Annotated in this window: 12 protein-coding genes and 4 tRNA genes; 2 read left to right on the top strand and 14 right to left on the bottom strand. The window is 48.0% G+C overall.

The window, feature by feature from the left end:
* Positions 1-11: 11 nt before the first annotated feature.
* The 13 genes from lpxC to ACKU35_RS10020 all read right to left on the bottom strand — a co-directional run bounded on the left by lpxC (position 12) and on the right by ACKU35_RS10020 (position 9,619).
* A complete protein-coding gene (gene lpxC / locus ACKU35_RS10080) occupies positions 12-938 on the bottom strand; it encodes a UDP-3-O-acyl-N-acetylglucosamine deacetylase (protein WP_319759092.1) in 927 nt (308 codons plus the stop codon).
* A 172-nt stretch (positions 939-1,110) separates the two neighbouring features.
* Complete coding sequence (prmC, locus tag ACKU35_RS10075; RefSeq protein WP_319759091.1) at positions 1,111-1,974, bottom strand: peptide chain release factor N(5)-glutamine methyltransferase; 864 nt, start codon at positions 1,972-1,974, stop codon at positions 1,111-1,113.
* 111 nt (positions 1,975-2,085) lie between these two features.
* Complete coding sequence (prfA, locus tag ACKU35_RS10070) at positions 2,086-3,159, bottom strand: peptide chain release factor 1 (protein ID WP_319759090.1); 1,074 nt, start codon at positions 3,157-3,159, stop codon at positions 2,086-2,088.
* The gene (locus ACKU35_RS10065) at positions 3,159-4,106 is read right to left on the bottom strand and encodes a DUF1385 domain-containing protein (protein ID WP_319759089.1); all 948 of its coding nucleotides are present in this window, start codon (positions 4,104-4,106) and stop codon (positions 3,159-3,161) included. Before ACKU35_RS10065 ends, prfA begins: the two co-directional genes overlap by 1 nt.
* Before the next feature lie 242 nt (positions 4,107-4,348).
* Positions 4,349-4,579, bottom strand: coding sequence for a 50S ribosomal protein L31 (rpmE, locus tag ACKU35_RS10060; protein WP_319759088.1), 231 nt, complete (start codon positions 4,577-4,579; stop codon positions 4,349-4,351).
* 308 nt (positions 4,580-4,887) lie between these two features.
* A complete protein-coding gene (locus ACKU35_RS10055) occupies positions 4,888-5,205 on the bottom strand; it encodes a TusE/DsrC/DsvC family sulfur relay protein (RefSeq protein WP_319759087.1) in 318 nt (105 codons plus the stop codon).
* Positions 5,206-5,401: 196 nt separating this feature from the next.
* Complete coding sequence (locus tag ACKU35_RS10050; protein WP_319759086.1) at positions 5,402-7,129, bottom strand: YcaO-like family protein; 1,728 nt, start codon at positions 7,127-7,129, stop codon at positions 5,402-5,404.
* Entirely contained in the window at positions 7,129-7,848 is a 720-nt protein-coding gene (locus ACKU35_RS10045; RefSeq protein ID WP_319759085.1) for a methyltransferase, read from the bottom strand. Before ACKU35_RS10045 ends, ACKU35_RS10050 begins: the two co-directional genes overlap by 1 nt.
* 170 nt (positions 7,849-8,018) lie before the next feature.
* Positions 8,019-9,077 (bottom strand): glycosyltransferase, encoded by a 1,059-nt coding sequence (locus ACKU35_RS10040; RefSeq protein ID WP_319759084.1) that lies wholly within the window; start codon positions 9,075-9,077, stop codon positions 8,019-8,021.
* A gap of 164 nt (positions 9,078-9,241) precedes the next feature.
* Positions 9,242-9,316 (bottom strand) — tRNA-Gly (locus ACKU35_RS10035).
* Positions 9,317-9,382: 66 nt separating this feature from the next.
* A tRNA-Gly gene (locus ACKU35_RS10030) sits at positions 9,383-9,457 on the bottom strand.
* Positions 9,458-9,461: 4 nt separating this feature from the next.
* Positions 9,462-9,536, bottom strand: a tRNA-Cys gene (locus ACKU35_RS10025).
* Positions 9,537-9,544: 8 nt separating this feature from the next.
* Positions 9,545-9,619 (bottom strand) — tRNA-Gly (locus tag ACKU35_RS10020).
* A 375-nt stretch (positions 9,620-9,994) separates the two neighbouring features.
* Here ACKU35_RS10020 and dksA point away from each other — a divergent pair.
* Together dksA and ACKU35_RS10010 are read left to right on the top strand one after the other, a co-directional pair.
* The gene (gene dksA, locus ACKU35_RS10015; protein WP_319759083.1) at positions 9,995-10,357 is read left to right on the top strand and encodes an RNA polymerase-binding protein DksA; all 363 of its coding nucleotides are present in this window, start codon (positions 9,995-9,997) and stop codon (positions 10,355-10,357) included.
* 16 nt (positions 10,358-10,373) lie between these two features.
* The gene (locus tag ACKU35_RS10010) at positions 10,374-11,885 is read left to right on the top strand and encodes an NFACT RNA binding domain-containing protein (protein WP_319759082.1); all 1,512 of its coding nucleotides are present in this window, start codon (positions 10,374-10,376) and stop codon (positions 11,883-11,885) included.
* A 37-nt stretch (positions 11,886-11,922) separates the two neighbouring features.
* On the opposite strand, the gene ACKU35_RS10005 is transcribed toward ACKU35_RS10010, so the two are convergent.
* Positions 11,923-12,912, bottom strand: a complete 990-nt coding sequence (locus ACKU35_RS10005; protein ID WP_319759081.1) for a hypothetical protein — start codon at positions 12,910-12,912, stop codon at positions 11,923-11,925.
* Positions 12,913-12,968 lie beyond the last annotated feature (56 nt).

Genomic DNA, 12,968 nt, shown 5'->3' with positions numbered 1-12,968 from the left:
AAAGATAAAGGCTAGGCTGGGGCAGGGATAGCATCCGGAGCAACAGCGGTAAAACCTTTTTCAGCAACCTTACCGGGGACAGGCTCGAGAACATGTTCTTCAAGATAGTCAACAGCGTTTTCATGCAGATATTTCAGGAAACAATTATTCAGTGCGTGACCGGAAGCATAAACTTCAAAGCGGCCCTGCAGCGGCACTTCTAGAACAGCCATATCACCGATAAAATCGAGCATTTTATGCCTTACAAACTCGTCAGCAAAACGGAGACCGCCGTCATTAAGAATACCGTAGTCATCAAGGACAACCGCGTTATCAAGAGATCCGCCAAGAGCTAGACCGTTTGCATGCAGATATTCTACTTCTTTCAGGAAGCCGAAAGTTCTGGCTTTTGCCAGCTCATCCATAAAAACATCAGGAGTAATTTCAAGGGAAAGGGTTTGTTTACCGATCTGGGGATGACCGAAATCAATAGTGTAATCAACAGCGAAACCGTCATGAGGAAAAGCCCTGACGTATTTTCCGTCCTGCTCAAAATTAATTGATTTAGTCACAGCCAGAACCTTACGGGCCTTTGCGAGCTCGCGCACACCGGCCTGACGGAGCAAATAAACGAAAGGACCTGCGCTGCCGTCCATAATGGGCAGCTCATTACCTCTGACTTCTACGTGGATATTATCAATGCCCATTCCGCGCAGAGCGGCGAGCAGGTGTTCGACTGTGGAAACAGAATCCTGTCCGTTGCCAAGGGTAGTGGCAAGGCCGGTGGCTACAACCAGATTTGGATTGGGAGTAATGAAGGAACTTCCAGAACCGGTGTGTAATGAAAAAAGTATTCCGGTATCTTCTACAGCAGGTCTAAGTACGATTTCCACCTGTTTACCACTGTGGAGCCCGACGCCTTTGCATCTTACTGTATTCTGAATTGTAGTTTGTAGCATATTATCTCCTGTTGCCTCTAACACAAGCAAAGAATATGCCACTTTCGCTTATCATCTAAGGTACTTATTTTATTAGTTTTTTATTAATATATTTTTTAACAATCGTAACTAGTTGTTTTTTTACAACAACATCAAACATACGTTGTGGTTTTTTTGCAACCCTGCAACAAAGCTATCTCTTTTCAGCCACAACAATTCGATCATGCCCGGAAAGATCTTTCACAACCTCAACGCCTCCTGAAAAATCCGCGCAAGAGTCAAAAATATCATACGCCACTTTTCCCTGAAGGTAGCCGATCTCCATGAACGACATTCCGCCTTTTTTCAAGGCTGCACCTATATGGGGAACGCTGCCCCGGATGTCTTCATCACCCAACGGCCCGCTGACCAATGCGGAAACCGGCTCGAACTCGGCAACTTCGTAACTTATCTCATCCAGCTCAGCTTCGCAGAGGTAGGGTGGATTGGCCAGAATAAGGTCAAACTTAGCCTCAGAAAGTAGCGGTCGATTGAAATCAGCCAGCACAAACTGCACCCTGTCGTCCACTTCGTGCAAACGCGCATTTTCCTGCGCAATTTCGAGCGCGGCAGGACTGAGATCAACAGCGATCCCCCTCGAACGGGGAAAGAGTTTAGCCACAGTCACAGCAAGGATTCCTGACCCGGTTCCAAAATCTGAGAACAAAAAATTATCGTCAGCGCCGAATAAGTCCTGCACTTTTTCGACTATTTCCTCAGTCTCAGGGCGCGGGATCAGCACTCCGGGACCGACCTTAAACTCCAGTCCGAAAAATTCCTTCACTCCCAAAATATAAGCCGCAGGTTCGCCGGACGCCCTGCGCTCGACCAGTTCCATAAACTCGGCAACCGGACCTTCCTTTACAGCACGGCCCATCTCCATAATCAGACCGAGGCGATCCAGCCCGAAAACCTTCTCCGCCAGTAACTGAGCTGACAAAGCCGGTGAATCAACCCCTGCTTCGCTAAGCACGGCAGTGGCTCTGGATAAGACATCCTTTAATTTCGGTTCAGACAAATCTCATCTCCGGGAATAAAATAAAAACGGGATATTGAATTAATATCCCGTTCTGAAATGCATTTCATTAAATTTAAACCTTCAAGGCTTAATTGAATGTATCAGGCTGCATTAACCGTCCTGAGCCTGCTGCTTAAGGGCTTCGGACTGGTAGTGACTTACGAGCGAATCGACCAGCTCATTCATATCGCCTTCAATTACTGAGTCGAGTTTATAAAGAGTCAGGTTGATGCGATGATCCGTTACCCTGCCCTGCGGAAAGTTGTAAGTACGGATGCGTTCGGAACGGTCCCCGGAGCCGACCTGAGCACGACGCTGCTCAGCCATTTCAGCATGCTGTTTGTCCTGTTCAGCCTGCAACAGGCGTGAACAAAGAACTTTCATAGCTTTGGCCTTATTCTTGTGCTGGGACTTTTCGTCCTGACAAATAACAACAAGCCCGGTAGGCAGGTGAGTAATACGGATAGCGGAGTCAGTGGTGTTAACAGACTGACCGCCGGGACCTGAAGCGCGAAAGACATCGACGCGCAGGTCTTCGGTACGCACCTGAACATCAACTTCTTCCGCCTCGGGCATGATTGCCACCGTGGCAGCAGATGTATGAATACGTCCCTGAGTCTCGGTAGCGGGAACACGCTGAACGCGATGAGTACCGGACTCATATTTCATTTTGGAATAGATGCGACTGCCGCTGATGGCGGCAATGATTTCTTTGAAACCGCCTGTTCCGGTGGGGTTGGAGTTCATGACTTCAACCTTCCAACCGTTGGACTCGGCAAAGCGTGAATACATCCGGAAAAGGTCAGCTGCAAAAAGAGCAGCTTCTTCACCGCCGGTACCGGCACGTATTTCAAGGATGATGTTCTTACCATCCATGGGATCTTTAGGCAGAAGCAGGAGTTTAAGCTCCTCTTCCAGCTTAGGCATCCGGTCCTTGATTTCAGCAATTTCCATCTCGGCCATTTCACGGATTTCAGGATCGGAATCCTTGGCCATTTCCTTGTTGTCTTCAAGGTCAGCGGAAAGCTTCTTATATTCACGGAAAGCTTCAACAACATCACCAAGCTCGGCGTGAGCCATGGTTACTTTGCGATAGCGGTCCTGATTATTATATACTTCCGGGTCTGCGAGCTCCTGCTCCAGATCCATGAAAGAACGTTCAATATCTTCCAATTTGGCAAACATCAGCTGTTTCCTCCATCAGCCTCGGCAGCAACCGCCGAATTCAATGCCGCGAGAGCAACTGCGATCTGCTCTTCATCGGGTTCGCGGGTAGTCAGCAGCTGCATTCCCATACCGGGCAGACAGGCGGCTTTGCACAGGGCTTTATCCTCATGCTTGGAAGACGCCTTGATCATTTCATAAGCGACAGCACTAACAGGAGCCATCAGCAGCAGCTTGATACCAACTATATATAAATGTTTAAGCACAAATACTTTCGGCACCCAGATCGAAACAATCAAGGGAACCAGCACAGTAAAAAGCAGAATACTCACCACCAGCACAAAAAGCAGAAATGCTGTTCCACAACGGGGATGGAGCCTGCTGAATTTCTTAATTTCGCAGACATCAAGGTTGCCACCGGCCTCGTAAGCCCAGATAGCCTTGTGCTCTGCACCGTGGTATTCAAACACACGTTTAATATCCGGCACAAATGAAATTGAAATAATGTAACCGAGAAACATGAGCATCTTGAAAAAGCCGTCCCAGACGTGAAAACTCAAGGAGTCCACACCGCCTGAAATCCCCCACCATTTCATCGCCACGGAAAAAAAGTGCGGCAGCACAACAAAAAGTCCGAGCGCAGCACCGAGCGCAAAGGCCATGGTCAGCACAAGGTGGAAGGTGGTCAGTTCGCCGTCTTCCTCTTCGTCGAGAGCCTGTGTGGCAGAATAATTAAGGGCTTTGACTCCGTTAACCATAGTTTCCATAAAAATTGGAAAACCGCGCAGAAAAGGTTTCTTCATAAACGCGGGTGTCATAGAAAACCAGGGACGGACTTCAACAGTGATTTCGCCGTCAGGTCGGCGGACAGCAATGGCAAGATTGTCCTTTGCGCGCATCATAACGCCTTCGATAACAGCCTGTCCGCCAACTGATTTGGCAGCGGACACGAGAAGAGGTAATTTCAAATCCGTTTCCTCACTTATTAGACCAGCGGCCTGTAAAATAGTAATGCTTCTCAGTAAATTAATCACTATCGGCAGTCAAGCAAGACTGAGATTGAATATCATTACAGAAAAGACAGCGGGGAGGGATAGGAAACGTCCCACCCGGCTACGATGCAGGACTTTGAAAAATCAAAAAAAGAACATGCCTCTGCCGCACAATACGACAGAGGCATGTTTACGCGGCAAAACCGCAAAAAGATAAGCTAGTTGCCTTTAACTTTGCTTGCAGCGTCGAAGTTACCGAACTTCTTCTTGAAGCGATCGATACGACCGGCGGTATCAACAAAACGCTGTTTACCAGTGTAAAAAGGATGGCAATTGGAGCAAATTTCAGTGCTGATTTCTTCACCCAGTGTAGAGTAAAGTTCAGACTCATAGCCGCAGTGACAGCGGACTGTTGCCTTATGAAGTTTAGGATGGATATCTTTTTTCATGACTTTCTCCTGTCTTTGTTAACCGTGGAAACACAGCCCAATACCCCTGCTACTGATAATATGCAAGGTTTATTTGACCTGTTTCGTAAATTAAAGTGGATTAAAATAACAAGCCGACCGGACTTTCGTCAAGCGGCAGGGCCAACTGACAGCAGATGCCTGCTGAAGATTCGACTACCGGGCCGTTACCAGTCACTATCCCCATTCATATAGTAACCGGACCGTCACCAGTCATCTACCTGTCATATGTGAACAAAAAAGGCGGGATCGCGAAGATCCCGCCCAAATATTCTGAAAGCTGTCTGGAACTAAACGCAGCCAGTAGGCTTAGGAAGACCAGCCATCTTACATGCTCCTTTACCGGGACCGGAGGGGAACAGTTCGTAGATGTGTTTCAGTTTGAAACCAGTAACTTTAGAGAGGATACGCACCATAGGAGCGATACCGTTCTTTTTGTAGTAGTCCTGCAGGAAGTCGATAACTTTCTGATGTTCTTCGTTGAGTTCTTTGATACCTTCGCCTTCTTTGCAGTAGTCAACCCACTCAGGGCACCAGTCTTCAAATTTCAGGAGGAAACCATCTTCATCAACGTCAAAGCTTTTGCCTTCGAATTCTACGATAGCCATAATAATACTCCTAGGAATATTTACATTTATTACTGTAGTTCGACCTCAGCCGAATCTGCCATATCCAAAAACAGCGATCCGCTGTTTCACGACTATTTTGCACTCAAAAGCTTTCGCCTTTTTGCTCCAGATGAAATAAGCCTTTAAACCCTTTCTTGTCAATCAAGTTCTTAACTGAAGGGGACAAAACTGCAATTTATTTATCGAGTAACTCCTGAAGATGCGGCAACGCATAATCAAGAGACGGGTCAAGCTCCAAAGCGGTGGTAAGATACTCGATGGCTTCATCATCTTCGCCCATAAATTTATGACACAATCCAAGATTGGCAAGGTCGGAAGCTGATCCGCTATCAAGCGCAAGCGCGGCTTTGAAATCAACTGCAGCCACGGCATAATCCTTAGCTTTAAATTTAGCCACACCGCGCAGATTGAAATACTCCTTGGCCTCGTCGTCAAGCTCAATGGCCCGGTCGAGATAGGGAATTGTTTCCGACCAACGCTCTTCAAGGGAGAGTGCATAGGCGGTGTAAAATGCAGACAACGCCTTCTCTTCGTCCGCAGGCTGAAGGTCAACAGCTATGCTGAACATATCGACAGCACGTGCGGTATCGCCTCCGCGCAGAGCCAGCATTCCCTCGAAAAACGGTATAAAATAAGGTTCACCGTAGATGTCGGAAATTACATCCAGCCCGTCCCCGGCGAGATCAAGCGCTACTTTCTCTGACAAAATGCGACCTACGAAAAGGCCGAGGCTTGCGTGCGGGGTGCGCTCGCGAAACTGAAATCCGGGCACGAAATTGTAATTTGCGGAAACGCCCAATTCAGGATGTGTGGTGTCGACCGTGTAAAGGGTGTAACCTTTTTCATCCAATTGAGCGGCAAAAGATTTCAGCTCGTCGTAAATATCTTCGCCCTCAACAGACGGCAGGGATTTCATTTTTACGCACTCCCCTGCTTCAAGCCATCCGGTCTGCTCAATCTCGGTGAACTTAGGCAGCCCGGAAGCCTCGTAAACCCGCCCGGTCTCAAAATCCCCTGCTAGCTGTGCCACTTCGGTAAAGGCGCGGATTGCAGCCTTACACGGGGAAGCGGATGTTCCGGCAGTGAAAACAATTTCACTCATACCCGGAAAAGTTGATGGGTCCCATGCGGTAACAGCTACAGTAGGCAAAGGCATACCGAGTGAAAAGTCATTGATGATGTATTTTATATCGTTATCATCAAAACATTTACAGAGATTGGAGAGCACTTCATCGTCGCAGGAAGCGGGATCGATAACCGGAACTTCAGGACGTTCACGATCGATGACGGCACAAACATGCCTTTCAACCAGCTCGCTGCCCCCCTGAAGGACAGATTCTTCTGGTGAGTTACCGGCGGACGCACCGTTAAATTCATTAAGAATTTTAAACCAGTCCAATGGCACATATTCTTCTTCACCGGTGTGGACATTCAGTGCCGGATAAAAATGCCAGCGCACCAGATCAAGAATGACGCGTGCTTTACCGGGGTCTATATCCTCACCGACGGACTGTAAAATCTTCTCTATGGAAATAACCTTGCCGGGCCAGAGTTCTTCGGCCTCACTATAGGTGGCAAGGGTAAAATTTTCGCGATTGGCCCAGAAACTGAAGAAGCTGAACCTTTCGACCAGCTCCATCAACGCGGAAGCCTCGGCCTGAGCCACGGAAGCGCCCTTACCCATCTGCTTACGGGTAGGCATCACTTCGCGGGCTTCGTCACCGCATTCACTGATGAACACAGGAATCCCCAGACGCCCTGTATCGACTTTCCGGGTACACTTTAAAACACCGTTACATTTTTCATCAAGCAGAGCTTTAACGCGTGCAACAGTCTCTTCCGGACTTACAGCTTTATCCTGATCCTTGGAGTATACTTTGGGGCATGATTTAAGCTCAAGCATTACTTAACCCCCATTCTGACCAGAGAAACAATGGATTTACCCTCACCCTGATTACCGGCAAACGGGACTTCCTGCCGCATAAGGCGGTAGCTGTCTTTGGTCTGCTCGAAAAATTTCTTACCACCACGTTTTTTATCCATGGCAAGGAGAACTTCGGCCCCTTTGTCATCCGCGAGGTGTCTGATTATGAATCCGGGTAAAGCCTCGGCCACATCGTCACGATGCAGAATTTCGCATCCAAGAATGTAATTGAATTTTTCATCCAGATCGGTCTCTGCAAAATCAACTTTACGCATGCTGATTTTATCATCAAGCTTGTTGCGGCAGACATTGAGGCGGGCGAAGAGAAGCGCGTCATCATCCGTATCGGCAAGGACAACCTCGTAACCACGGCTGGCAGCGATCATTCCGCAAAGCCCTCCGTCAGTTCCCACCTCGAGAAATTTAGCTCCATCGGCGGCCTTGAACTTAAGCGCGTAAAAACCGAGCACCAGAGAGGAAGGCCAGATCTTCGCCCAGAGCGGCAGGTCAATTTTCTTGCCACCGCGAGCCTTGTTCACGAGCTTATCAAGATATGCCGGCATATCCGCGATCTGAGCCAATTCAAAAATCCGGTCACCCACCTTAACTTCTTCAAACTTGACTGCTCCGAACTTATTTCGGGCGGCTGCAAGCAATTCATCAAAAGAAGCTTCGGGCTTCAACGCAATATTTTTCAAGGAAACCTCCAAAAGGAATCGATATTTATTTCACCTGCCGGACAGGGAGAAACCTGAATCACGGCAGTTGTTTTTTCCAAGAACGAAGAGGAATAATCATTAACCAGCGGACGGTCAACAGCGGGACCGGCCAATTATAGTGAACTCATGCAGCGCAGACGGGCAACATATTAAGAAAACAGGTGAACCTTATCCCAGCGGTCCTGATAGGTATTTGCGATCTCATCAAAGTGCTGGATTATATGCGCAGGAAGCATTGTCTGCGACTCGCCGCTAATGAACATTGCGGCAAGAGCCAGCTTTGACCTAATGAATTCGCCGCCGACTATGCGCCTGCTTACGGAAGCAGAAAAAGAATCAATGGAATCGAGCAGTTCCTGCGCGCGGGCAAGAGAGCTGTGTTTTTCATTGACCAACCGCTCGCCCTCGCGGGAAATTTCTGCCAGTTTTTTTTCATTGCTGAGCGCTTCAAGAGCAATTTCCGCAGCATGTCTCGCATTCCCCCTTTCGTACAGGGGCAGAATATTTTCCCCGGGACTGAATAAATCCAGAAGACCATTATCACAATCTTCGGTTAAAACGGCTGCACCGCAGGCTGCGGTCTCAAAAGTGCGGTAATTTAATTCCCCGGCGGCAGATTGATTCAAAATTATCTTAGAGCGGGCAAATAGGGGCTGATAAGCGCCCTGCTTCACAAGGATGGGACAATATTTGGAAAACTCGTCCAGAAATTTTTTCCGCAAAATGTTTTGTTTATTGTCAACAGTTCCCACAAAACAGACCGGAATATCCCGCTTTGTAGAATCATTAAACGCTCTGCGTTTATTAAAAAAAAGAGGAAACCATTTATTCAACTTAGGAAAATCATCTTCATGAAAGAAAGGCACCGCATTCTTCTGGGCAACCAGAGAGCAATCAAAAGCGTATGAATACGGAACATGCCATGGATTGCAATATGAATCGACAAAAAAGCCTACTGTGGGACAAGGCAGTGCCTCCAGCCCCCAGACTCTGGGGATATTCCCCACATCGTGCCAGAGGACCAAGTCGGGCTGAAATGAATATTTATCGAAAACAGTAAGAAGATCTTTATAGAAGAGCGGGCGATTTACCTGCAGAAAATTATTGTCTTCAGCGGGTTCATCACCCCACCGGATATAGAAGACATCGTGCCCTAATTCCAAAAATGAAGAAGCCAGAAAATCGGACTCAAGAGTAACAATTTTCATATTATTAATCCTGCAAACTATGATGAGAACCAACCGGACAAACACCGGGAAAGGGCAATAGACCTTTCGCCACCTCAACTTTGACCCGGCAGACCATACTCTGAAACACCCGCAATTAACAACAAAAAAGGGCCATCCTAAATGGATAGCCCTTTATGAAATTCTGGAGCGGGAAACGAGATTTGAACTCGCGACTCCAACCTTGGCAAGGTTGTACTCTACCACTGAGTTATTCCCGCGGGATATATATCTTCGTGGTTAACCGAAGAACGGGCCGACCAATTAAGGTCGGCCCGATTTTTTACTGGAGCGGGAAACGAGATTTGAACTCGCGACTCCAACCTTGGCAAGGTTGTACTCTACCACTGAGTTATTCCCGCGAAGTGGAGGCGGCATCCGGATTTGAACCGGAGAATGGAGGTTTTGCAGACCTCTGCCTTACCACTTGGCTATGCCGCCTGATTTTGTGGAGCGGGAAACGAGATTTGAACTCGCGACTCCAACCTTGGCAAGGTTGTACTCTACCACTGAGTTATTCCCGCTCACGAAAAGCGAAGCAGTTTTTAACTTTCTGTCATCAAACTGTCAACACTTTTTTAAAAATTTATTTTGTTTTTTTTTGCTTTACTCAAATGACCTGCCTGCAAGCAAAAATGATTAATCATCTTGCTCATTTTTAAGTCATTAAGTCAAACATTAATTTTCAAAGAACCGGCTCGTCCGCCGTTGAGAAAAGGGTTTAGGGCAGGCGTAAAATTTTGTCAACCATTTTAATTTTTTATTTTTTTATTTTTTTTTATCATGCCCTTTACTTCCATACCTACTTTAGGCTAATACCATTCATCTTAAAATATTGTTAGAGTTGTTTTGGAAAACTCGTAACCCCACCTCCGTATTTTCAAAGAGAGGTTATCAATATGGAACAGAAAGATATTGAATATTTCCGCGTAACCCTGAACAAGATGCTCGACGACATTCTTCAAAAGGGTAAGGAAACAATTGATGACATGACTGAATCAGGGGAAACCTATGCAGACCCGGCAGACCGCGCAACCGCAGAGTCTGACAGAGCCTTTACCCTTAGACTAAGGGACAGGGAACGCAAGCTTATCAAGAAAATTCAGAAGGCTATTCAACGCATTGAAGATGGTGATTTCGGTGTCTGCCACTCTTGTGGCGACGACATCTCCATCCCGAGGCTGAAAGCCCGTCCTGTAACAACTCTCTGTATCGCCTGTAAAAGCAAACAGGAAGAAGAGGAACAGAACCGCGGAGACTAGGTCCGGATTAATCTAAATGGATGCTCACTTCTTTCGTACCCTGACCGGTGAACTTGAGGAAAACCTCAAAGGCCGCAGGGTGGAAAAAATATTTGCCCCCGCTGATGGAGTGTGGACTTTCGCACTCCAATCAAAGGGAGGTAAGGAATATCTTCTCTTCAGGCCCGCCAAATCGGTGGGCCTGCTCTTTCTTTCACGAGTAAAACCGGTTAATCCCCCCAGTCCGCCGTCACAGGTTATGTGGCTGCGTAAAAGACTGGCCGGGCGCAGGCTTTTTGAAGCTCACCATGACTGGATCAACCTACGGGTTGCCTTTACTCTTTCCCCCTGGAAACAACGCGATAAATACCGCTACCTGCTGCTGGACATGAAAAAAGGAGTTTCCCTGATTCATGAACTGCCGCCGGGATTTCCCGCGCCAGTCAGTTGGCCGACCTACGAGCAGACCCGTTCCAGTGATGAAATCTGGCGGGAATTCCCGCAGATATCCCCTCCCCTGCGCAAAAAGCTGAATACACTCAGTGAGAGCGAAGGGAAGGACCTGCTGAGCAGACTTGAACATGGGATTACCGATAAGTTCTATATCTCTGAAAAGAAAGGTGAACTGACAGCCCCTCGCGTCTGGTCCAACCCCCAAATGACCGAGCAGGTTTATCACTCTGCAAGTGAAGCGGCTTCGGTATACGGAGAAAAAGTTCTTTTTCCGGTAATGGAGCGCATGGAGAATGCCGAGCAGCGCAGCACCCTTAAATCCGGTAAAAAGAAATACAAGAAGATATTCAGACGTATTGAGCAGGAAGAAGAACGCTTAAACGCTCTGCTGGCCCGCAAGATCGAAGCCGAAGCCTTGCAGGCGGAGATGTATCGCTTAAAAGACCTGCGTGAACTGGACAAGGTGACGGTCACCCATCCGGAACATGGTGAAATGGAAGTTAAGCTTGATCCGTTACTGACCCCGACCGAGAATATGGAGAAAATTTTCCGTTTCGCGGCCAAAGCTCAGCGTGGATTCCGGCACATGGAGCGACGCAGGCAGGAAGTTGAGGCCGAGCACGAGCAATTTCTGAAGGCCAACCTTATGCCTTCCGCTGATAAGGACCGGAAAAAGAAGAACGTCGAAATCCCAAGCAAATATAAGAATATAGCGGCAGCTCTGTTTATATCGTCCGATGGTTTTCTCATGATCAGAGGAAAGAACAGCAAAGCCAATCACGAAATTTTAAGCAAAGTTTCTTCGGTTTTCGATTACTGGTTTCATGTGCAGGGCGGCCCCGGTTCCCACGTCATTCTTAAAAGGGACCATCCCAGCCAGGAAGTACCTGAACAGACTCTGCGCGAAGCTGCCGTGCTTGCGGCCCTGAAAAGCTATCGCACAAATGATTCCAAGGCGGACGTTATGTGCGCGCTGGTGAAAGACGTTCGTAAGGTAAAAGGCTGGGCCCACGGGCAAGTGGCAGTAGACAGCGTGCTTCAGAATCTGCACGTTGATATTGATCAGTCTTTGGAAACAAAGCTGGCTAAGAAATAAGATTCACGCAATTTTCATTAAACTGCGGCGCCTACCGCTATGCGGTTCTGGAAACTCCCCCCAGCATAGCCAGAACAGCTTGCTGCTCCTGCTCGAAGCGGTTTACTACGCTTTGCCGGACCCGCTCTGTGGACGACGCGAATTGGCCCTTGCGTTCACCGTAAATCTCCTTGACCAGATCTGCAGGAAATCCCTTGTTCTCGGCATTCGAAGCCAACTTCTCTATGGCCTTGGAAATCAGGCGGGATGCGCCGGTAGGACCGTGCTGCACCGATGTGGACCAGAGCACTTCACGCACGGGAGCGGGCATGGAGTTTATGTCTATACCGGTCTTTTCAAGGATCATCTTAACCGCCGGATCGTAATGGCTTCCCTGAATAAAATCATGCTGCAACTTTTCAAACCCCTTTGGATCTGAATCAGCGAGCTGCTTCCATATATCAGGCATGGCACCATTTTTTGATCCGGTGTCTGCCGGTCCGGCATTAAGCAGTTTTTCAGCTAATTCCGGAGCCTTGCTTTTCAGAAATTCCAAGAAACGATCCATGGTCCCGGTTTTGGACGCTATCTGGTATTTACCGTAGGAAGTGCCGCCGACCCGGTCATAGCCGATAGCGGAAACTCCATTTGAACCTGATTCAAATTTTGCGGAAAGATCCCCCGAGACAAGCGGGGTATCCATTTTTTTGACACTGCTTTTTTCGGACGCAACAGGATTAGCGCGATAGGCACTCAGCGCATGCGCGTTAGGCCTGCCGGGTCCGCCCTGCAAACCCTTGATGGAATTTAGCGCGGTAAGGGCTTCGAGCATAAGCACATCGCCCATGACTCCCATGTCCATGTTGTTTGGCGAAAGTTCATTATCTGAACCGGCTGAGAACATTTTTTCGGACATCATGAGTTCCATGTCGAAGGCTCCCGCCTTACCTTTCATGGCAGCAAGGCCGGGTGACGTCTTTCCGGGAGTACCGGACACGTTACCCAGCATCTTCATCATCGCGGCAATATCGTTGGTCACATTAGTCATAGTATCCCTCTGTCAAAAAAATATCTTTTTCAACTAAGGGATTGCACCAAGTGTAC

The organism is Maridesulfovibrio sp. (assembly GCF_963676065.1).
Taxonomy (GTDB): Bacteria; Desulfobacterota; Desulfovibrionia; order Desulfovibrionales; family Desulfovibrionaceae; genus Maridesulfovibrio.
The sequence above is the reverse complement of the archived record's forward strand: the minus strand, read 5'-3'. Positions and strand labels throughout refer to the sequence as shown.